This window comes from Terriglobales bacterium (assembly GCA_035567895.1).
GTDB lineage: Bacteria > Acidobacteriota > Terriglobia > Terriglobales > Acidobacteriaceae > Gp1-AA112.
The window spans coordinates 26,038-46,409 of record DATMPC010000114.1 but is presented as its reverse complement, the minus strand read 5'-3'; the positions used below and the strand labels follow the sequence as shown (position 1 = coordinate 46,409).

At 55.1% G+C, this 20,372-nt stretch carries 20 protein-coding genes and 1 pseudogene; 6 read left to right on the top strand and 15 right to left on the bottom strand.

The annotated features are described in order from the left end of the window. Positions 1-101: 101 nt before the first annotated feature. The 3 genes from VNX88_24925 to VNX88_24915 all read right to left on the bottom strand — a co-directional run bounded on the left by VNX88_24925 (position 102) and on the right by VNX88_24915 (position 2,970). Positions 102-818 carry a hypothetical protein gene (locus tag VNX88_24925; GenBank protein HWY71934.1) on the bottom strand — a complete coding sequence of 239 codons (717 nt, stop codon included), beginning with the start codon at positions 816-818 and terminating at the stop codon, positions 102-104. Further along, positions 818-1,909, bottom strand: a complete 1,092-nt coding sequence (locus VNX88_24920) for a nucleotidyltransferase domain-containing protein (GenBank protein ID HWY71933.1) — start codon at positions 1,907-1,909, stop codon at positions 818-820. The genes VNX88_24925 and VNX88_24920 overlap by 1 nt, the downstream gene beginning before the upstream one ends. Before the next feature lie 95 nt (positions 1,910-2,004). Further along, entirely contained in the window at positions 2,005-2,970 is a 966-nt protein-coding gene (locus VNX88_24915) for a nucleoside hydrolase (GenBank protein HWY71932.1), read from the bottom strand. 228 nt (positions 2,971-3,198) lie between these two features. Here VNX88_24915 and rbsK point away from each other — a divergent pair, with 228 nt between their 5' ends. Next, a complete protein-coding gene (rbsK, locus tag VNX88_24910) occupies positions 3,199-4,125 on the top strand; it encodes a ribokinase (protein HWY71931.1) in 927 nt (308 codons plus the stop codon). Between the two features lie 132 nt (positions 4,126-4,257). On the opposite strand, the gene VNX88_24905 is transcribed toward rbsK, so the two are convergent. Together VNX88_24905 and VNX88_24900 are read right to left on the bottom strand one after the other, a co-directional pair. Next, the gene (locus tag VNX88_24905; GenBank protein ID HWY71930.1) at positions 4,258-4,602 is read right to left on the bottom strand and encodes a hypothetical protein; all 345 of its coding nucleotides are present in this window, start codon (positions 4,600-4,602) and stop codon (positions 4,258-4,260) included. Positions 4,603-4,983: 381 nt separating this feature from the next. Next, positions 4,984-6,627 carry an MASE1 domain-containing protein gene (locus tag VNX88_24900; protein ID HWY71929.1) on the bottom strand — a complete coding sequence of 548 codons (1,644 nt, stop codon included), beginning with the start codon at positions 6,625-6,627 and terminating at the stop codon, positions 4,984-4,986. 361 nt (positions 6,628-6,988) lie between these two features. Between VNX88_24900 and VNX88_24895 the strand changes: the two genes are divergently transcribed. Further along, positions 6,989-7,735 (top strand): SDR family oxidoreductase, encoded by a 747-nt coding sequence (locus VNX88_24895; GenBank protein ID HWY71928.1) that lies wholly within the window; start codon positions 6,989-6,991, stop codon positions 7,733-7,735. Positions 7,736-7,757: 22 nt separating this feature from the next. After that, a complete protein-coding gene (locus tag VNX88_24890) occupies positions 7,758-8,357 on the top strand; it encodes a TetR/AcrR family transcriptional regulator (GenBank protein ID HWY71927.1) in 600 nt (199 codons plus the stop codon). Positions 8,358-8,690: 333 nt separating this feature from the next. Here the strand turns inward: VNX88_24890 and VNX88_24885 are convergent, their stop codons facing one another. Further along, entirely contained in the window at positions 8,691-9,212 is a 522-nt protein-coding gene (locus tag VNX88_24885) for a DUF4136 domain-containing protein (GenBank protein HWY71926.1), read from the bottom strand. A 792-nt stretch (positions 9,213-10,004) separates the two neighbouring features. On the opposite strand from VNX88_24885, the gene VNX88_24880 reads away from it, so the two are divergent. From VNX88_24880 to VNX88_24870, 3 genes and pseudogenes are all read left to right on the top strand, one after another. Further along, positions 10,005-11,117, top strand: coding sequence for a DUF3300 domain-containing protein (locus VNX88_24880; GenBank protein ID HWY71925.1), 1,113 nt, complete (start codon positions 10,005-10,007; stop codon positions 11,115-11,117). Positions 11,118-11,394: 277 nt separating this feature from the next. Further along, positions 11,395-11,712: pseudogene (locus VNX88_24875) on the top strand (DUF2950 family protein). Positions 11,713-11,811: 99 nt separating this feature from the next. Next, the gene (locus VNX88_24870; protein ID HWY71924.1) at positions 11,812-11,979 is read left to right on the top strand and encodes a DUF2950 family protein; all 168 of its coding nucleotides are present in this window, start codon (positions 11,812-11,814) and stop codon (positions 11,977-11,979) included. 52 nt (positions 11,980-12,031) lie between these two features. On the opposite strand, the gene VNX88_24865 is transcribed toward VNX88_24870, so the two are convergent. The 9 genes from VNX88_24865 to VNX88_24825 form a co-directional block, all read right to left on the bottom strand. Next, a complete protein-coding gene (locus VNX88_24865) occupies positions 12,032-13,081 on the bottom strand; it encodes a sigma 54-interacting transcriptional regulator (GenBank protein ID HWY71923.1) in 1,050 nt (349 codons plus the stop codon). A 62-nt stretch (positions 13,082-13,143) separates the two neighbouring features. Further along, the gene (locus tag VNX88_24860) at positions 13,144-13,521 is read right to left on the bottom strand and encodes a response regulator (GenBank protein HWY71922.1); all 378 of its coding nucleotides are present in this window, start codon (positions 13,519-13,521) and stop codon (positions 13,144-13,146) included. Between the two features lie 155 nt (positions 13,522-13,676). After that, positions 13,677-14,303 (bottom strand): response regulator transcription factor, encoded by a 627-nt coding sequence (locus VNX88_24855; protein ID HWY71921.1) that lies wholly within the window; start codon positions 14,301-14,303, stop codon positions 13,677-13,679. After that, positions 14,303-15,823: an ATP-binding protein gene (locus VNX88_24850; protein HWY71920.1), complete on the bottom strand. Its 1,521-nt coding sequence runs from the start codon at positions 15,821-15,823 to the stop codon at positions 14,303-14,305. Before VNX88_24850 ends, VNX88_24855 begins: the two co-directional genes overlap by 1 nt. Continuing rightward, the gene (locus tag VNX88_24845; GenBank protein HWY71919.1) at positions 15,807-16,991 is read right to left on the bottom strand and encodes an ATP-binding protein; all 1,185 of its coding nucleotides are present in this window, start codon (positions 16,989-16,991) and stop codon (positions 15,807-15,809) included. The genes VNX88_24850 and VNX88_24845 overlap by 17 nt, the downstream gene beginning before the upstream one ends. A 44-nt stretch (positions 16,992-17,035) precedes the next feature. Beyond that, entirely contained in the window at positions 17,036-17,428 is a 393-nt protein-coding gene (locus tag VNX88_24840) for a hypothetical protein (protein ID HWY71918.1), read from the bottom strand. Beyond that, positions 17,425-18,441, bottom strand: a complete 1,017-nt coding sequence (locus VNX88_24835; protein HWY71917.1) for an NAD(P)-dependent oxidoreductase — start codon at positions 18,439-18,441, stop codon at positions 17,425-17,427. Before VNX88_24835 ends, VNX88_24840 begins: the two co-directional genes overlap by 4 nt. 316 nt (positions 18,442-18,757) lie before the next feature. Next, positions 18,758-19,723, bottom strand: coding sequence for an aldo/keto reductase (locus VNX88_24830; protein HWY71916.1), 966 nt, complete (start codon positions 19,721-19,723; stop codon positions 18,758-18,760). Between the two features lies 1 nt (position 19,724). Continuing rightward, entirely contained in the window at positions 19,725-20,171 is a 447-nt protein-coding gene (locus tag VNX88_24825) for a response regulator (GenBank protein HWY71915.1), read from the bottom strand. Positions 20,172-20,372 lie beyond the last annotated feature (201 nt).

Below are 20,372 nucleotides of genomic sequence, written 5' to 3'. Positions count from 1 at the left end.
CACGTTTCAATGTTGACTTGCAAACGTCTAGCTGGCGGGCACGTGGCGCACCAAGTGCACGCAGTTCGCGCGTAAGTCTGCACCTGTACGGGCTAAGCGAGTCAATCGCCCGCTAACGCTATTCTCACAGCAGGGCGCAATGCGTTGATTGCATTCTCGACTTCGGCAAGAACGTGATCTTCTGTAACGCGACTCTCCAGAATGACAGGAACGTCTTCCGGAAGCAGATGCGCTACTTGCTGGAATGCGATCTTAGAAGCAAGCGAGAGAGGATCGTGTTTGCTTTGGCTATTTACTTCACTAACATGAAGCTCCGCGATCCGGGGGCCAAATCGTTCCAAAATGGCAGCAGCTTCGCTCATTGTGGGGTCGACTTGGCGGGCGTGGCCGATGTCGAAACACATTCGCGCATCTGGTAGACGCTCGAAAAACAATTGCAAATCTGGAGCCCGCTGACCGATGGGTTTACGCTTATCCATGTTCTCAACAAGCAGAAGCGGACCGAATTCTGTCCAACGTTCCAGGTTATGCATCGCATCGGGATGGACGATCACGGGCCACTCTCGTCTTGCAACTTCTCGCAAAAGAATTACAGCCTCAGGCTCGAATTCGGGATCAATTGCGCTGGGTGCGTGGAAAGAGATGTAGTCAAATTGACTCAGGTCAAGCATTTCCAGGCTTTCAATCAGCGGCCTAAGCTCATTCTGACGAAGAGCGGATAGCTCCACAGCGGCTAGATCTGTGTGTGAAAGCATCTCGAGTGCCCCGCGAACATTGGCGAGTGCCAACGCTCCGGTCGAGAAACCGATTGGACCCATCAGAAGACTCCGTACTTGCGAGTGAGCGGTTCAATTGACTTGTTCTCAAAGAACACATTGTCCAAGGCATGCTCGAACCGCTCACTCATCGAGCGAACACGATCAAACAACTTATCACTTCGCGAGTCTTCAGCGCGCAATTTGTCGAGGGCTTCGCGTTCCGAACTGCTATCAAGCATTGCAAGAAAATCTGCGTAGGAAGAGAGCAGATCGTCAGTGATCTTGTCCGGTACATCGTAAAGCCGCATCGCTTTGACCAAGACTTGAAGCGGAGTCAGGCTGACGTTTTCACGCAAGTGATTCACGAGAGCTAGTTTTATACCATCATTGTCTGTGCGAATCCTAGAACGCAATTCGGTATCCAATTGACATCCGAAGCAAATCAGTAAGCCAGCGGCAAAAATGAGTTTGCGCGACATGCGCAGCTTCGCATTGCGTGTGCCCCAGCCTTTGCCACCACGATCGCGTTGCTTGCTAGCGAAATCCACGGCCATGGTCCGCCAGAACCTTACGATGTCGTTCAGCAGAAACCTTGGAACCCGGTATGAGTTGCCGTCTGGGGTGAGAAGATGATTGTCTTCCTCCAAGTATCGATTAATTACTGCCTTCAAAACTCGTTCGTAAGCATCCGTCCTCTTACCGATCGCCTTCGATTCAAGCAGCAGCAAAATTCGCTGCGTCATGTTCCTGTTCGTGTCGTGCTGACCGCCAATTTGGTGAAGTAGTTCATGGCTGAAGGCGATGTTGCCAAACGTGCCGGTTTGTCCTGGTGGCTTGAACTTCGGGTTGTTGTGCTCGTCCTTTTGTTCTTCGATTACCGACTGAATTCTTTGTGTGATAAGCAGATGGGCAGGATCGGCTTGGCCGTCGATCAAGTACGTCCAATCCAAATCACTTCCTGACGTCCACTCATCACGGGCGAGGGAACCGAATACGACTAGGCTTGCATCTTCGCTGGTGTATTCACCCACTGCGTGGGAAAGAATGCCGTCGAGCTCTTTGCGTGTCTCGTTCGCTTTCTCGGCTGCAGCCCGAAGCTGTGGATATTTTGCGAGCCGATCCGTGGGGGGAGATACGTCTGTGGCTGACATGAACGTTGCATTCTAACAATCGCCCGGATTCTAGCCAAAGGCAATCGCCTGCGCCAGTCTTACGCAACGATTTGAATAACACTCACGCCAACCCCTTACTGCAGCGCCGCAAAGAGGGCTTGTTTCCAACGCTTGCTATCGATTGTCCAGAAGATTTTGGCTTTGGGTCCGGCTCGCACTACCGGACTCCAGACAGGCTGATTCCGTTCATCATTGGCCACATTGAGTCGATCCACAACCGTCATTCCGCGAGTCAACTCACTGCGTGTCTCTACATCCACATAGTGGAAGCTCGATTCAGTGGCAACGCTCGGATCCAGCGCGATGCACATGGCGACAGGGTCAGGGAGGGAAATGCCATCTTCTCCGGTCTGCAGTTTGTAAGCCCTGCGCGCGTGACTATTACATTCAATGGCAAAGTGAGCGACTTTGTTTTTGAAAGTCTGAATGTGAGCAATGTCGTCGTCACGAACAATCGCTTCTCCCCGTGAAAGATGCCAACCCACCAGTTCGATCGGAAGGCCGCTGCGCATCACGATCTGCGCCGCCTCAGGATCCACCCAAACGTTGTATTCAGCAGCCGGTGTCACGTTCCCTTCACAGCACGGCGCGCCTCCCATCACTACACACCGTCCTACGTTTGCGGCAATCGCAGGCTTCCTTGCCAGAGCCAGCGCAAGATTCGTGAGCGGCGCCAACGTGACGATCACCAGGCCAGGATTCGCTTCGATGGTTTCGATGATGGCATCCACCGCGTGTAATTCTCCGGCAGATCGACGTGGCCGCGGATAGTTGTGCTCTCCAAACCCGTCGCTCCCATGAAACCAGGCAGCGTTTTGATGCTCACGCAGAAGCGGCTTCGCGGCCCCTGCGTACACCGGAACATCGGCTCCACAGAGTTCAACCGTGTAGAGCGCGTTGCGAGTGGCTTGCTCGACGCCGACGTTGCCGGCGACCGTTGTAATCGCCGCTACGCGAACACCCGGAGCACGCAGCGCCATGATCAGAGCTACTGCGTCATCAGATGCGGTGTCAGTATCGATCAGAAAAGTAGCGTTCATATGGTTCTGACGGGTACTCGTTTAACAGGAGGGTTTCACAGAACGAAGAAACAGCCAAGTGGAGTCAGTACCGTTCGCGGTAGCGAATGGGTGCGGCTCTCGTCTAGTCTCAGCGGCTTACCCATCCGCTACCCTCACCCCATCCGCCGCAACACCAGCGGCGGCCGGGGACCCCGATCGCGGACGGTACTGACTTTGTGCGCCTGTTACAATCGGCAACTCGCTCGCATGATTTCTTCCCACATCACCATTATGGGAATCTTCGTTGCGGATCTGACCTTCCGCACGCCGCGGCTGCCGGTCTGGGGCGAGACCGTGCTGGGCTCTGAATTCCGGATGGGGCCGGGCGGCAAGGGATCGAATCAGGCGGTTGCGGCGGCGCGTCTTGGCGCGCAGGTCACCTTCATCAGCAAAGTCGGACGCGATGCTTTTGGCGATCTCGCACGCCGCACCTGCGCCGAGGAAGGCATCGACGCGCAGTTTCTTTTCGCCAGCGAAGACGCCGGTACCGGAGCCGCCAGCATTGTGGTGCACGAAGGCAAAGGCGAAAACGCCATCGTGGTAGTTCCGGGAGCGTGCAACCAGCTCACAGCAGAAGAAATCAACCGTGCGCGCAATCGCATTGCGGAATCAGCGGTGTTTCTCACCCAGCTCGAGCAACCTGTCGCGCTCGCGGAGCACGCCCTCAGGCTCGCGCGCAGCCTGGGAGTCACCACGATCCTCAATCCAGCCCCGGCGACCACGCTCCCGGCTTCTCTGTACGCGCTTTGCGACTACTTAACTCCCAACGAAAGCGAAGCGTCCCTGCTGACCGGATTGCCAATCGAAAGCCAGGATCAAGCGGAGCATGCAGCAGACTCGCTGCTCAATCGCGGCGTCCGCAACGTAATCGTCACACTTGGAGAACGCGGAGCGCTGGTTAGAAACAAAGAGATAACCATGCTTGTAGATGCAGTCCATGCCGGACCCGTAATCGAAACCACCGGCGCCGGCGATGCATTCGCCGGCGGCCTCGCAGTCGCCCTGGCTGAAGGCCGCGACATCGTTCAAGCAACGCGCTTCGCCTGTGCCGTTGCAGGCATCTCCGTCACGCGCCCGGGAACCGCGCCATCGATGCCGAAACGGGACGAGGTGGACCGGCTTTGTAGATTTTGAACTGGACGGGTGGCCCAGTCTCGCGTGCTGTTCGGCTGGGTGGCCCAGCCTTCTTTTGATTCGGCGTTTTTTAGAGATGTCCCATTACGGAACTGTGGTGCCCCGTCCTTCGCTGGCGTTGCGAAGGGTGGGTTAGCTGTACTGGTGGCTACACGATTTGACTTCTACGGCTGTTCCATTATCGAAATTCGGGAAAAGCGTATCGCCATCCTTTTCGTAGCCCCACCCTTCGAACGCGAAGGATGGGGCACGCACCGTCGACTTTGCTGCCAGATGAACGCCTTCCGCATCAGAAAGGCGCATCATTAATCCCCACCCGAAGAAGTTGTTCGCGATTGCTACCACGACCTCATTGTCGCCCGCTTCCAGAGGCAACGTGAAGGAACCATTCTCGAGCGAACATCGCCCGTCGGGAAATTTTCTCGCTCCTTCCTGATCGAACAGATTTCTATCGGCATACTGCAGTTTCCCGTTCACGAATACCCACAGTTCGCGCGTCCATCCAATATCTGCCTTCTTTGTCTGTTTCGTGTCGGAAGTTATCGTGGTCTTCAGCCACGCTACGGCTCGGTTCGGATGGTGATCGCGATCGGTTCCGCTGCCTGGGCAATCGGAAGTGCTGACAGGAAGAAGACTACGCAGAGCGCCATCCTGTTCAGCGCAGCTTTGCTACGCTTCATTGAAAACTGCTCCTTAGTTGATCCGCTTTAAGAATTCCGTAGGCGGTTAGACGTCGCGGTACTCCCAAAGTTTGAGCAAATTGCGGGATGAAAAAGTCGAACAACCTGGGGGCCGAGTGCCCCAGAAGGAAGCGAGGAAAACGGGCTGAGAGAACTGGTGGACCGGATCCTGAGTTTCTTACCCTGCTATTTCTACGTAATTACGAAATTGTTCCCCCAAATCGAGAGGGACGCGAGCGTGGATAGTCGTACCACGCTTGGGTTGTGATTCGATGGAAAACGTTCCGTTCAGAAGTTTCAACCGCTCTTGCATGCTAATGAGGCCAAGGCCTTCGGTTTGCTTCAACGCTGCCCCATCAAAGCCCACACCAGAGTCCGCGACCGTGAGATGAATGTCATGGGAAGTTCCCCACAGCCGCACCTCGAAGTGCCGTGCCCCACTGTGTTTTGCGGAATTGTGGAGGGCTTCCTGCAGAACTCGGAAGAGGCAAATAGAAATATTGAGATCCAAAGAGTCTGGTAAACCCTCGGATTTGAAATCGATTTCCACCTCCTGCTGCTTGCCGAATTCCTTGCAGAAGCTTCTCATGGCCGCAGTTATGCCCAGATATTCCAGTTTCGACGAGTGCAACTCGTGCGACAAGGATTGAAGATCATTCGCTATCTCGGACGTCCGCCCAAACAATTCGTTCAGAAGCGTACGCACTGGCGCAGGTACGTCGTCGGACTTTTTCTGGAGCTGATCTAGCTCGTTGGCAACTAGTGCAACCCGTTGACTGATGTCATCGTGAAGCTCCCTGGCGATCCGGGTACGTTCCTTCTCCTGTGCGTCTATCAACCTGCGGCTCACGCTTACGAGCGCTTCCGCGGCAAGCTTGCGATCCTCTGCGAGAGCAGCAAGAACCAGGAAAGGTGTCGCAGCGAAAAATAGAAATACCTGTAAAGACAATATGCTGCTGTGCGCCCCCTGCCCGTGAAAAGGACCCCGATCATGCACTGCACCCCAGATTGCCAACAGGGCAAGGACAAAGATCGAGCTGGTAATCCCGACTGATCCAAAACGCAAGGCGGACCACAGCAGAAATGGCAAGAGTGAATAAAGAAGTACCGGCGAGTTGCCCATTCCAGGAGCGATGAAGGTGATATACCCCAGGAGAACTGTTCCGGCAATCAGCGTAGCCGCTTCGAGATGATAGGAACGTGGTTTTCGTACGCAGGCAGTGCCTTCACTTATCCAACTCAAGATGGCCGGAGTCAGAGTGACGAAGGCGAGCACCTCGGAAAGGAAGCTAATTCTCCAACTGGTCCAGTAGGGGCCTGCGATGCCCCGCGCGCTGATAAACGCTGCCGTGAATGGCGCGAGAAACACCGCAAAGTAACAGTACTTGGCTAAGGAGTCTACGTTGTTCAGGCGGGGCACGCGGTCAAAGTAGTATCTGAGGCCAAGTGCGGCAATGAGGACTTGGACCGTGTCGGCCGGAATAAACCACGCAGTGGAAGAAACCGGCACGCCTGCGTGAAGATCGTAGAGAATGAAACCTGCGAACGAGGCAAGCATAAGTGCTGGCCAGACTTTCCTCCGTACCAGCACCATGACTGACACCAAGATCGCGCAGCCTGGCCACAGCGGCCATGCCGTCTGGGGATGGAGGATCAGAGCCCCTTCCATTCTCGGGACGAGATAGGAAAGAAGGCCGACCAGGCACACCAGCCCGATTGTCGAGACCGGAGAATCAATATCTGCTGTGGCGGACCGCACGCGGCTGGGAGTACTCCCCATTTGGTTCACTAGGGCAGCGCTAAGCAGGACAGCATTCGCCACGCACCAGTTTTTCGGACTCTATCTTAAGTTCAACCATTTGAGCAAATCAGCTTGTTGACGGAACCTCCTCTGGCCGGGTGTCACACCCTATTCTCCGTCATGGTTTTGACTTTTGTGAACGATACATCGCTGTGGGGCGCCGCACTCCGCGTTTGTTCGCGGGGTGCGTGTATCGAATAGTTACTGGATCGCTGGGTGCCCCGCCTTTGGTTCCTCAGCGAGAACCAAAATCAGAAAGTGCTGGGTCGAAGACGGGCACCCGGCGTTTCTCGTTATTGATCTGCAACGGAGAGAAGATCTGAATCTTATTCTGGATAATATAATCCAATAAGGCCGGGCGGGCTCGCTCCGGAGGATGGACATGACGGAAAAGTACGGTCGATCATTTGCAGGCAAGGTTGCTCTCGTCACAGGTGGTTCACGAGGGATTGGCGAAGGAATCGTGAGGCGGCTTGCTTCAGATGGCGCTGCCGTCGCATTTACCTATTTCAACTCGGAAGAGAGGGCAAAGCGACTCGCGAGCGAAATAGATGCTGCGGGAAGCAAGGTACTCCCGATCAAGGCGGATAGTGCCTCTGCTGGGGACATTCGCGCAACCGTGAATCAAGTCGTGAAAGAGTTGGGGGAAATAGATATTTTCGTTAACAACGCCGGAATTCTGATCCGGGGAACGATCGACAGCTACAGCATTGAGGACTTCGACCGCATGTTGGCCGTTAATGTCCGCGCAGCATTTGTCGGTATACAAGCTGCTTCCCAAGCCATGAAGGATGGAGGAAGGATCATCCTGATCGGCAGCAACACTGCCGTACGGGCAGCATTTCCCGGAGCGAGCGTTTACAGCATGACCAAAGCCGCCCTTACCGGATTGGTGCGAGGGGCCGCTATCGATCTCGCTCCTCGGACTATTACGGTCAATAATATTCAGCCTGGTCCCACGGCGACTGACATGAGTGCGCCTCACGCTGAGGCGGTGAAGACTTTGGTTCCACTGGCGCGAATGGCGGATGTGTCGGAGATTGCGGGTTTTGTTTCGTATCTTGCATCCGATGAGGCCGGATTCATCACAGGCGCCAGCCTCACAATCGATGGGGGATACATCGCATAATTGAGAGCGAGGAGAGTTGGATATGGCACGACCGAAGGAATTTGATCGAGAGAGAGCTCTTCATCGTGCCATATCCGCCTTCTCTCAAAAAGGCTTTGCCGCCACGTCGACCGACGAGCTGATGCGCGCAATGGAGGTGGGTCGGCAAAGCATGTATGACACTTTCGGGGACAAACGCGCCCTCTTCTTGAAGGCTCTCGAAGTCTATGTCTCGGAAAACGTTCGAGCCATGAATGTCGAGCTCCAAGCTCCAGGGTCACCGCTTGCTGCTATCCGGAGCGCATTGGTTCATTTTTCAGAACGCAAAGATCTTTCCAGTACAGATGGTTGCATGGGGATTAATGCCATCTGTGAGTTCGGGATGCGAGATGAAGACGTGACGCGAATTACACGCCGTGCCGCCAACGCACAGCGTCACACGTTCATGAACACATTGAGACGAGCTCAGAGGGAAGGCGAACTTGATGCTCAGGCGGACATTGAGAGTCTTGCCGATTTCTTTGAAAGCGCGCTGGCAGGAATAAGGATTGCTGCGAAAGCGGGAAAGACTCGGCCTGCCCTAAGACGAATCGCTGAGGTTGCGTCCGGCGCGTTTGCCGATGTTAAATCATCGGTCCTGTGAAGTCGGCCAGTGTTTACAAATCCACTCCACTTCGACGTAAGACCGGCTTGTCGGAGACTGACTCCAAACATCTCATCGCCGGGTTCTATAAAAGGGCGATGTCAAGAGCAAACACTTCTCTGGATCAGATCGGAGAGAGGAACTCGGCAATCAGCTAAACCAAATCGATTTGCTTTTTCATCCCATATTGGTGCTCCCCCGAAAGGCATTTGTATACTGCGATCAAAGTTGGACTCGCCGGAGAGGTAAAAGCGGGTGCAACGAAGCGCCAAATTTCAAGTCAATTCCTGACAGCTTCTGTGCTTGACGCAGTTCAGCGTCGCACCCGATTCATTACGCTTTTGGAGGATAGTTCTTGAACATCTTCTGCACGCCCTTATCCAGGTTCTTGATGTTCTTGTCGGACTTGTTGGAGAGCGTGTCGCTGGCAGAGCCCCGCCACAACAGTTCCTTCGTGCTGGAATCGAACATGTCGACGATGAGCGTACCGACCTGGTAGGTCTCAGTCGTCGTAGTGGCGTCCCCAAATCGTCCTCCCCAACGCCAACCGCCGCCGAAGCCGTTGTAGAAGGTGTCGAGTCTTTGCTGAGTGTTCGTCATCTCCACGGCCACGACGGAGATATCGCCGCCGGACTCAACCTGCGACAAGCCCTTGGCAGTCAGCGCGGTGCTAACCGCAGACTTGATGCGATCGACCAGGAGCGGGTCTTTCGTCTGGATCTTCTCAAACGAAAATGTTTTGTACTTACTGAAGTTTGCGTCGCGGTCATAGTCCGTCTTTACTTGCTGCGCAAGCGATGCCGCAGTAAGAACGAATACCAGTAGACTCGTTAAAATTGCTTTTCGTGTATTCATGATTTTCTCTTTCCTTTTTCTAGAATCCTGATGCGCGTTGTTCCCGGCCTCGCGCTGCCGCTCAGGCTGCAAGCGGACACGCAGGATGGCTGCAGTCGCAAGCGATCTCAACTTCGTCGCTTCCCGCATCCTGGCAAGCCTGTCCACAGTACTTGTTACCGTTCGTGATTTCACATCGACACGGGATGTGCGCACATTTCTTCGGTCTCTTGTTGGCCATTGGTGAACCTCCTTCCACCAAGCTCCGCACGTCTACAAGAGCAAGAGCAGTTGATCTGCCAAACGGGCGTTCCGCAGGAACTGCTAGATAGCCGATGTGCGGGGAGCCTGGAGTCTAAATGCGGACGTCCACGATCAATTTGTTGACAGGGTTGACAGGCCTTTTCGCCGATGTAGCTCGCAAGTGCGTTGAAAACCCTCCTGAAACGGCACGGCGAGGTTTGGTGATCTGCGTGCCATAAGCGAAGAGTTCGCGCCTGAGTTGTCGGCGAAGCTAGAAGGGTTGGATTGTTGATGAAGGAAGAAAAGAAGATGTGCGCTCGGATTGCTTGTTTTTGTGCAGTACCACTTTGGGAGGAGTTCTGCAGCGAGTTGTGTCGTCAGGCAGGAAGCGATGGTGTGGAAGTGGCGTGCGAATGCGACCATCCCGACTGTCCGATTACGGCTCGGCAGTTTATCCCCTCTATTGCCGCATGAGGGTAGCCGTTGCCGGCAAGAGATTGGGACTGGTCCGTGAAAGGCTGAGAGTGGTCGCTGCGGTAGGTGTAGTTACTCTCGGCAGGAGGTTCAATTATGAAATTCCTAAAGCAGTTTGTATCAATTGTTCTTTTCGGCGGCCTTGTATTTGCCGCGGCATTGCCGAGCTTCGCCTATCAAGCAGACGAATCTCTCACGACTGCGCCAACGGTGGCAGCGCAGCAAACTCCAGCGCAGTTGCAGCAACTTGTGGCGCCGATTGCGCTGTATCCGGATGCTCTGGTAGCGCAGATTCTGGCGGCCGCTACTTATCCCGACCAGGTTGTGGAAGCAGACCGATGGATGCAACAGCATCCTGACCTTAAAGGAGACCAACTTGGCCAGGAAGTCGACAAGCAATCTTGGGATCCGAGCGTAAAGGCGCTCGCTGAATTTCCTTCAGTGCTTGCCAACATGGATAAGAACCTTTCCTGGACTTCATCACTCGGCGACGCCTACATCAATCAGCAGCAGGACGTGATGAACGCTGTCCAGGCGTTGCGCAAGCAGGCAAAGAAAGCGGGGAATTTGAAGAGTACGGCGCAGGAGAACATCACTCAGCAGGGACAGACAATTGTGATCGCGCCAACCAACCCCGAAATTGTTTACGTTCCCGAATACAACCCGTGGGTTGTGTATGGGACACCGCTCGCGCCGTGGCCGGGATGGTATTGGTATCCCGGACTGTTCGTTCCCGCACCGGGAATCATGTTTGGCGTAGGTTATCCCATCGGATTCTTTGGCGGCTTCGGCTGGGGCTGGCATTACTGGGGATCTGACTGGCATCACCACACGATTATCTACAACCGCAACGTCTACATCTCTCACAGCAGAACGTTTGTAAATCGCAGCTACTACGCCGGTCGCGTGCACGACAACTTCAACCATGGCGGCGGATTTCATGGTGGAAACGCATTTCACGGAGGCGATGTTCACGGTAATGGCTTCGGCGGTCACTCGGCACCGCAGGGTGGATTCGCAGGCCATGGCCAGGCAGGCACGCATTCTGGCGCGTTCGGTGGCCTTGATCACGGTGGTGTAACCAGAAACTACTCAATGCGTGGGCAGTCGAGCTTCGGCGGCGGTTTTCATGGAGGCGGCGGCTTTCACGGTGGTGGCGGAGGCTTTCATGGCGGAGGTGGCGGTCACGGTGGCGGAGGTCATAGATGATTCGTTCCACTCTACAAAGGCTGCTGCTAAAACGGAGAGCAATCATGAATAAAACGAAGTTTGCGTCGGAAAACGCTTCCGAATTCGGGGTTGGTCGCAAGTTAATGCTGGGCGTGTCCATCCTGTTGCTTGTGATTTGGGCTCGATTCAGTCCTGCTCAGGCAATAAAACCGAAGACGTTCTCTTCGGAGGGGGCAGCCTCTCACGCCCTCTACTTAGCTGTTCGAAATGAAGATGAGCAGCCGGTGGGCGCGATTCTCGAGCGGGAAAGGAAGTCACCTCTTCGAACGACGATATTGAAGACAAGCTCGAGCGCGAGCGCTTCAGCCAGAAGTATCAGGAAATGCACCGTCTAGTTCGAGAGTCTGATGGAAAAACCATACTTTACATCGGCGCAGAAAACTGGCCGTTCCCGATCCCTCTGGTCTCAAAGAACGGTAAATGGCATTTCGATTCCGATGCCGGAACCCAAGAGATGCTGTTCCGAAGAGTGGGAGAGAACGAAACCAACGCAATCGACGTCTGCCGCGCATTTGCCGCGGCAAGAAAGCATGAGGCGCAAGCAATTGGGGATGACGAGATCAACCAATACGCACAAGGCCTTGTCACTCTTGGCCCTCCGGATCCGAAAAAAGATGCGTCTCCTTTCCATGGCTACTACTTGCGAATCGCTAGCGAGGAAACCCCAGATGTTGTGCTAGTGGCGTTTCCTGCGGAGTACAGACAATCGGGCGTCATGTCCTTCATCCTCACGCAGGATGGCGTAGTTTACGAGAAGGATCTTGGGACTGACACGCCAAGACTCGGGCCGGCGGTTTTGAAAGAACACAATGCCAAATCGACGTGGGACGTGGTGAAATGAGGATTGCCATCGAACGGCGGCGGTCAAAAAGTCTCTTTCTGACGCCGCCCATTCACTTAATTGGAAATGGACTCGGAGATGGCATCCGCGAACTGCCGTCATGCGATGCGTCCTCGGCCTCAGCCCCTTCTGATCGTTCGAGCCCAGGACGGGAAATCCCGAGCTTCTTCATCTTGTGAATCAGGGTAGTGCGTTTCAGGCCAAGTTTGGCAGCTGCGCCCTTTGGCCCGCCGATTACCCAACGCACCGCTTCAAGCGTGCGCAGAATCAGAGTGCGCTCCGAATCCTTCAGCGTAGTTCCAGCTGGAGCAGGAGTGACCTCCCGCGGTCCTGCGGCGGGCAAAGGATTGGGAAGCACTCCATCATTCGCCAGAATCACCGCGCGTTCGATCAGGTTCTGTAGCTCACGGATATTCCCCGGCCATTCGTACGAGCTGAGCGCGGCAAGTGTTTCTTCAGGAACGTGCTCGATTTCCTTCCCCATCCTACGGCTAAACTTCTCCACAAAATGGCTAACCAAAGCGGGAATGTCTTCGCGGCGTTGCCGCAGAGCGGGCAACTGGACTGGAAAAACATTTAGACGGTAATAAAGATCACTGCGATATTCGCGTCGCTTCACCATGTCTGCGAGATCACGATTCGTAGCGGCCACCAGCCGGACGTCTACCTGGTGAGTCCGAGTGCTACCCAAACGTTCAAATTCCTGCTCCTGCAGAACGCGGAGCAGTTTGGGCTGCAGGGCCGCCGGAATATCGCCTACTTCATCGAGGAAGAGTGTGCCCTTGTCGGCCAACTCGAAGCGGCCAATCTTTTGCGCTATGGCTCCGGTGAACGCGCCTTTCTCATGGCCGAAGAGTTCACTCTCCAGCAGATCCAGCGGAATAGCAGCGCAGTTGAGCTTTACGAACGAGTGTCCGCACCTTGAGCTGATATTGTGAATCGCGCGCGCGATCAGCTCCTTGCCAGTGCCGGTTTCTCCGTGAATTAAGACAGTGGAGTCGGTAGGCGCCACTCGTTCCACTTGTTCGAGCACCGATTCCAAAACAGGACTATTGCCTATAATCTGCTCGAACCTGCGGTCGTAAGAATCTTGTTGACTCATTCCGGGTCTTGCAAAAGCTCCCACTGAGAACCTCCTGGCGGGTGAATGCTTCGTTGTAAAGCTCAGCTCTCCAAAGCCGCTCGAACACTTTCGAGCAGGACCTCATCGTCGAACGGTTTTGCCAGGAACTCCACTGCGCCGGCTCTCAGCGCCTGCATTTTCATTCTTGCGTCCCCGTGTGCCGTAATGAAAATGGTCGGAATCCTGCAATGTTCAGCATTCAGCTTGGCCTGTAGTTCCAGACCGGACATTCCTGGCATGCGAATATCCGCGATCAGGCACGCGGTCTGGTGCTGGTGGCCAGACTTGAGGAATTCCTCGGCCGATGCATACGCATGTGCCGGAAACCCCTGCACTTTCATGAGACCCTGCAGTGCGCTCCGCATCGAGTCGTCATCGTCAACAATCGCAACTAGTTTTGTCTTACCCTGATTGGCCATATCAAGAACTTAGCAGTGGCAATAACAGCGGCACAATCATCCTTTGGTATGAGTGGTGTAATACCGTGGGGCCAGCTTGGCATTTTGGGAAGGAGTTGAGGAAGGGAGAACGAGAGCAGGCAAGGTCGCCTTCCGTAACAAAGCAGGGCTACAACTTACTTCTTGCCAGACGGAAGCTCGAGTTTCGCCGCCATTCTGACGAGTTCCGCTAGGGACTCAGCTTGCATCTTGCGCATCACATGTCCGCGCTGGATTTTCACCGTGATTTCACTGGTCCCGAGCTCAGCAGCTACTTGTTTATTAAGCATGCCGGAAACTACCAGGCTGATAACCTCGCGTTCGCGCGCGGTGAGCGACTCGTAGCGCCTTCGCAATTCGGCGAGCTCGCTCTGTGCCCGGCGAGTCACGCGATCACGATCCAAAGCCTGGTGGATCGCATCCAGCAAATCCTGATCCCGGAACGGTTTGGTCAGGAACTCGATGGCGCCGGATTTCATCGCCTTTACCGACATGGGAATATCTCCATGACCGGTAATAAAGATGATGGGAATTTGAATGCCCTTATCCGCAAGTTCGTGCTGAAACTCGAGACCGTTCATTCCGGGCAGCCTGACATCAAGGATCAGGCAACTCGGAACATTCAGCCTCCGAGCGCGCAGGAACTCGGGCGTTGTGCCGAAGGTTTCACAACGCAAGCCAACTGATTTCAGCAGCCCCTGGATCGACACACGCACGCCTGCATCGTCATCGATCACGAACACGATAGGCGCGTCGCCAGGCATTATGCACTAGCCTCATCTTTGACCGGCAGAGTGAAGCAAAAGCGCGCGCCTCGTGGAGAGTTGTTCTCTGCCCACAAGCGGCCACCATGTGATTCAACGATCGAACGGCTAATGGAAAGTCCCATTCCGGTTCCATTGGCTTTCGTGGTGAAAAACGCATTAAAGATCTGGTCTCTCTCTTGCGGGGGCAATCCTGTTCCGGTATCGGTGACCGAGATCTGAACATGATCGTTCCCAGCTGGCTCCGATTTGATCGTAAGCTGTCTCTGCAGGTTCACTGCCTTCATGGCGTCGATGGCATTCAGCATGAGGTTCATCAAAACCTGCTGCAATTGAACTCGATCTGCCACGATTTTCGGAAGATCTGAGGCACAATCGGCCTGGATGGAAATTGAATACCGGTTGGCTTCATTGCGTAGCAGCACGAACATCTCTTGAATGACTTCGTTTAGGTCAACTATTTCCTGGTGCGGACCGCTCTTCTTGAAGAGTAGGCGGATGTGGCTGATGATGTCGGCGGCTCTCCTGGCGTCTTTGGCCATTCTTAGCGCGGCTTCCTTCGCTTCCTCCATGTCAGGAGGGTTACGCGTCAGCCAGCGCAGGCAAGTGTTGGCATTGGTGATGGCGGCAGAAATCGGTTGATTCACTTCATGCGCCAAAGACGCGGTCAATTCTCCCATGGTGGTTACACGGCTTATATGCGCCAGGTCCGACTGGGCCTGGCGTAGTTTCTCCGTGTCCAGCACGTGATTGGTGAGGTCATGGACCATCACGAGCGCGGCCTCAACACGCTCGGAATCCGGACGCAGGGTCGAATAGCTCAGGGATAGATATCGCCGGCGTCCGAGTACGTCGCTGAACCAGTCGGCATATCTGAAATCCTCTCCCGCAAAACATCGATCCAGGTTCCGCTTCAGCTTCTGTTCGAACATCTCGCTTCCCACCAACTCCTCGACATGCATGCCGATTATTTTCTCGGCAGGCACTCCCCAATTTCGTTCATACACTGGGTTAACTCGGCGATACCTATAATCACGCCCAATAATGGAGATCCCATCTGGAGAGCACTCGAACACCTGACCGATCAAATACTCCACCTGCTTCCGTTCGGCAATCTGGAGCCTCAGATCCTCATTGGCCTGAGTCAGATCTGCGGTACGCTCGGCGACTCCCACTTCAAGCCGATCACGCGCTCTCGTAACCATTGACATCAGCAGTGCAAAGATCACGAATACGAGGTCATAAGCCGCGACTGCCAGGGCGCCCGCTCCTGGATCGAGGGAGTAGCGGACGATCGACGCGAGCAACGCTGCCAAAATTCCCGGCTTTGCGCCGCCGTACCAGAAAGTGATCGCGATTGCAGACAGGGCAAACGCGGCGAAGGGCTGTGGCAAATGGAAGTACAGAAATATCCGTGCCAGGCCGAGCGCCACGGCGATGGAGAGTAAGGCTAATCCGTAGCGCAGGGCGGGTGAGGCTACCGGCAGCGCGATCAATTTCGATTTACGTGCGGAGATCATATGTCGCAACGTCAGTGGAGAGGGTAAAACAAAACCTCGCGCCACGGGGAGAGTTGTCGACAGCCCACAAGCGCCCGCCATGCGATTCGATGATGGAGCGGCTGATCGACAGCCCCATCCCGGTCCCATGATCCTTCGTTGTAAAAAAAGCATCGAAGATCTGATCCAGCTGCTGCCGGGGCAGCCCTACTCCCGTGTCACTCACAGAGACCAGGAAGTGGTCGCTTTCCGGTTGCAAGCGGATCGTCAGTTCTCGAGGACCGTTCGCATCCTTCATGGCGTCGATACCATTCAGCATCAGGTTCATGAACACCTGCTGTAGTTGAACGCGATCTGCCATAACTTTGGGAACATCCGCTGCAATCTGCGTACGGATCGAAATCGAGTGACGGTTCGCCTCACTGCGAAGCAAGACCATCATCTCTCGAATCACGTTATTTATATCCACCAACTCTCGTTCCGGAGTCCCTTTTTTGAAGAGCAGTCGGACGCGGCCGATAATGTTTGCAGCACGCGTTGCGTCTTCCACAAGTCTCGATGCCGCCTGGCGTGCTTCGTCAATATTCGGGTGATCACGCGTAAGCCACCGCAGGCAGGTTTTGGCATTGGTGACTGCGGCGCCGATCGGTTGATTTACTTCATGTGCCAGAGAGGCGGTTAGCTCTCCCATAGTAGTCACCCGGCTGATGCGCGCCAGGTCAGCTTGGGCCTGGCGCAGCTTCTCCGAGTCCAGGATGTGGTCTGCGATCACACGCTTCAGTGCCTCGTTAGCTCGAGTCAGCTCAGCGGTTCGCTCCGCGACACTCAGTTCAAGCTTGTCGCGAGTTTGCGTAACCATGGTCATCAGCAGCGCAAAGATGACGAACACAAGGTCATAAAGAGCGAGAGACACCGCGCCGATTTCAGGGTCAAAGGAGCGCTGAGTTGCGAGATGGGAGTAGCGGACGAGCGATGCGAGCACCGTGGCCAGAATGCCGGGCCAAGTGCCGCCGTACCAGAATGTGATGCCGATTGCCGATAGCGCAAATGCGGTAAACGGCTGCGGTAAATGGAAGTATAGAAAAGTGCGCGCGAGGGCGAGGGCTACCGCAACAGAAGCAGGAGCTAATCCATAGCGCCAGAGAATCGACTCTGCTGGCGCAAGCGATTGTGTATTACTGGTCGCCACTCATGCACCTCGGCGTCGAACGGCTTTTGCTCGATGCAGATAGGTCAAGCCACCTCCCGCAATGAATCGCGCCGATGACGGTCCCCAACCACCGCCAAGGCCTGCAACACAGCGGAGGTGAGATTTGCGAGCGGCGGCGCCGTACTTACGCAGGCATCCACGTGTGACGGCAAGGGACTGATCGTTTTAGGAGACAGAAGAATGATCGGAACATCGTGGCAAATCGCACGCAGGTTTCGGGCTAAGTCAAGGCTGTTCTTTTCGCTCTCGCCGCGATCCAACAGGACGACAGCCGCGCAATGCATGATGAACAGTAAAGCGGCAGCTTGTGTTGAGGCGGTACTGACGACGCGATAACCAGTTGCCTTGACCGCAGCGAGTACCGAATTGCCGCTCATCTTCTGTGTGGATATGAAGAGAATCGTTTCGTGTTTCATTGTTTTCCCTCCGCGCCTTCTGGGCGGATCGGGGTGCCTAGTAGCGCTGCATAGTCCACAAACGTTGAGCGCGCTTCGTGCTCATCGGCCGCGTCTGTCTGGGCATGTTCCCGTAAGGAATGAAGACCCGCCAGTGTCTGCATGAACTCGACAACGCTTGAAAAGTCCGCATCGGCCTGGGTACGAAACTCGGCGGAATTGACCTCGAAGGCTGCTGCGGTCGCAGGCATTGGTACTTTCACTTGAGCTGCGGTCTTAAGGATCAAACGGAAATCCTTATTCATGAGTTGGACTGGGAATTGAGGGCTGTAGTCATTCTTTTCCACTCTCTCGAGCTTTCCCGCCAGAGCCGGAGCAATGACCGCCGTCTTCGCCAGAACGTCCAGGAGCAGACTGCGATCGAGGCCGGCTTTTTCCCCGAAGGCCACTGCTTCTGCCACGGCTTGCATACCCACACCGAGCAGCGTATTCACGACAAGCTTCATCGTGGTTCCTGAACCGCTCGCGCCGAGGTAGAAGTATTGCCGCGCGATGACCCGCAGAATGGACGAAACAGAATGGAAGGTCTCTTCATCGCCGCCGGCCAGCAATGTGAGCGTCCCTTGTTCGGCTGCCGGAGTGCTTCCCGAAATGGCAATGTCCAATATGTCCAGGCCGCGATCGTTTCCAAGACGCGAGAGTTCGCGGGACGTATTTGGGGAGATAGTGCTCATCTCCAGAACAATCGAGCCAGGGCGCGCATTGCCAAGCACTCCGTCCGGTCCAATGTAAACGGTGCGTACAGCCTCATCGTTCGACAGGCAGGAGAGGACTACATCGGACTTATGTGTAAGATCGGCGATGCTGCTTGCCGGATCTGCTCCGTATTCCGCGAGCGCCGACGCCTTTTCGAAGTGGATGTCATAAGCGCTCAGGGCGTACCCATGGTCGATCAAGCGTCGCGCTATTCGCGATCCCATGTTGCCGAGCCCGATAAAACCGAGCCTTACCGATTTTGTAATTGATGAACTCACTGTGACCTCTCGAAAGCTTGCTGAAGAATTTCCGCGGCCTAACCGCGACATTGTGTTCCCTGTGTCAGGCGTAACGCTTTGTTCGTTCCTTGAGTTTCGCTTTGTGCTCAGCTGAATTGGACTGCAAATAAACTGGCTGCGGTTTTCGATCTTCTCCGAACGATATCCAGCTCCAGCACCAGACGAAGAATGCTATCGCGCAGAATAGAAGAGCTACGAGTGAGAAATCGAAGATGAATACGTAGTACATGTCACCACCTGTGCCTATGAGTGTTGAGCGCGGCGGCCATCGCATGGGCGACTGCCGCTATCCTGCTCACGCGACCGCTACTTCATTCCTGAGAGCGAGGTCGATCTGTGCGGCTTCGAAGACATCGATCCGAAATTCGCCGGCTCCGATGATTCCATCTACCTGCTCAGAATGTCGGACGCCGACGATCGCAGCGGTTACCGCGAAATTGTGCAGAGTCCATGCGATCGCTACTTCACCCGGAGTTCGGCCGTAGCGATCGCCGATCTCGTGCAGCAGCTGTACGATGCGCAGGTTGCGGGAGAGCAACGGCTCCTGGAAATTTGCATTCCGCTTTCTCCAGTCATCTGGCGCCAGTTGCGCGATGCGAGCCCGCGTCATGGCGCCGCTCAGCAATCCCGAATACATCGGGGAGTACACGATCACGCCGATGTTGCTTTTCAGAGCGTAGGGAAGGATTTCATCTTCCGCTTCCCGCGCCAGAACGGAGTAGGGAGGCTGCAGCGAAGTGATCGGCGCAATTTTCTGCGCACGTTTCATCTGACGCACATTGAAGTTCGAGACGCCGATGTAGCGGACCTTGCCTTCCTCTTTCAGGCGCGCCATTTCGGTCCAACCCTCTTCTATGTCGGCGTCGGGATCGGGCCAATGCACCTGATAGAGATCAATGGCGTCGATATCGAGTCGCCTCAGGCTGTCTTCGACCTCGCGTCGTATGGATCCGGCCTTCAGGGAATGGCCGACCTCGCCGTTGTGGTTCCACACCATTGAGCACTTGCTAAAGACGAACGGTCGCTTCGAACGCGCTTTCAGAGCACGTCCGACGACTCTTTCGGAGTGTCCGAGGCCGTACACTGCGGCAGTGTCGATCCAATTGATGCCGCGATCCAGGGCCTCATCAATTGCGGCGAGCGAATCGTGATCCTTTTGCGGTCCCCACCCAAATTCCCAGCCTCCGCCACCCATTGCCCATGCGCCTACACCGATGGGCGTGATGTCCATATCACTGTTACCAAGTCTGCGTGTTTCCATGTCAGTTTTCCGTCCTTCTCATTGTGTTCTCATCATTGCCAAACTCAGGCAGAGCCCGGAATCGATTTTGCGGAAGCAGTGCCTCCACCCCCGCGAGGAGCGCATGCACGTAGTCCGACTTCTGCAGGAACAGATCGGCGAACGCGAGCTCACGCTTCGGTACGTCAAGCCATTCAGAAAGAAGAATGACTTTCATCTCGGGATTCGCGGCCTTGCAGAACGCCGCCAGCTCTGCGCCATTCATCACCGGCATCCGGTAGGAGAGCACCGCCAGATCTATTTCCTCGGCTTTGGCGATCGCGGCGGCTTCCAACGCGTCAGAGCAAGCCAGCACCTCGTACCCTTCATGGCGCAGGATCGTTGCTTCGGCGTAAGCGCCGAACTCGTTGTCGTCTACACACAGAACGCGATACCGAAATCTCGACCTGTTTGACTCTTTTCGCCTCATAGCGCTCTCCTTCCAACCCATCTCGCTGTGCATGAAAGCAACTTGAATTCCAAACGGTTCTGTTTGTTTCAGCGTTCGCGAACTGACGAGGAATGATCGAGTTGGCGGGAGCGGACTCGATTCACGTATCCGCGTTTCTCGAGATTTTGGTCGACGAGCCGACGTCACCGCCGTCACCGCATGAATTCCGGTCGCGCATGT

What these genes read in the sequence shown, in the direction of transcription:
- VNX88_24925 (HWY71934.1), bottom strand. Translation starts at nt 818, where the DNA reads ATGGGTCCAATCGGTTTCTCGACCGGAGCGTTGGCACTCGCCAATGTT.
- VNX88_24920 (HWY71933.1), bottom strand. Translation starts at nt 1,909, where the DNA reads ATGTCAGCCACAGACGTATCTCCCCCCACGGATCGGCTCGCAAAATAT.
- VNX88_24915 (HWY71932.1), bottom strand. Translation starts at nt 2,970, where the DNA reads ATGAACGCTACTTTTCTGATCGATACTGACACCGCATCTGATGACGCA.
- rbsK (HWY71931.1), top strand. Translation starts at nt 3,199, where the DNA reads ATGATTTCTTCCCACATCACCATTATGGGAATCTTCGTTGCGGATCTG.
- VNX88_24895 (HWY71928.1), top strand. Translation starts at nt 6,989, where the DNA reads ATGACGGAAAAGTACGGTCGATCATTTGCAGGCAAGGTTGCTCTCGTC.
- VNX88_24890 (HWY71927.1), top strand. Translation starts at nt 7,758, where the DNA reads ATGGCACGACCGAAGGAATTTGATCGAGAGAGAGCTCTTCATCGTGCC.
- VNX88_24885 (HWY71926.1), bottom strand. Translation starts at nt 9,212, where the DNA reads ATGAATACACGAAAAGCAATTTTAACGAGTCTACTGGTATTCGTTCTT.
- VNX88_24880 (HWY71925.1), top strand. Translation starts at nt 10,005, where the DNA reads ATGAAATTCCTAAAGCAGTTTGTATCAATTGTTCTTTTCGGCGGCCTT.
- VNX88_24865 (HWY71923.1), bottom strand. Translation starts at nt 13,081, where the DNA reads ATGAGTCAACAAGATTCTTACGACCGCAGGTTCGAGCAGATTATAGGC.
- VNX88_24860 (HWY71922.1), bottom strand. Translation starts at nt 13,521, where the DNA reads ATGGCCAATCAGGGTAAGACAAAACTAGTTGCGATTGTTGACGATGAC.
- VNX88_24855 (HWY71921.1), bottom strand. Translation starts at nt 14,303, where the DNA reads ATGCCTGGCGACGCGCCTATCGTGTTCGTGATCGATGACGATGCAGGC.
- VNX88_24850 (HWY71920.1), bottom strand. Translation starts at nt 15,823, where the DNA reads ATGATCTCCGCACGTAAATCGAAATTGATCGCGCTGCCGGTAGCCTCA.
- VNX88_24840 (HWY71918.1), bottom strand. Translation starts at nt 17,428, where the DNA reads ATGAAACACGAAACGATTCTCTTCATATCCACACAGAAGATGAGCGGC.
- VNX88_24830 (HWY71916.1), bottom strand. Translation starts at nt 19,723, where the DNA reads ATGGAAACACGCAGACTTGGTAACAGTGATATGGACATCACGCCCATC.
- VNX88_24825 (HWY71915.1), bottom strand. Translation starts at nt 20,171, where the DNA reads ATGAGGCGAAAAGAGTCAAACAGGTCGAGATTTCGGTATCGCGTTCTG.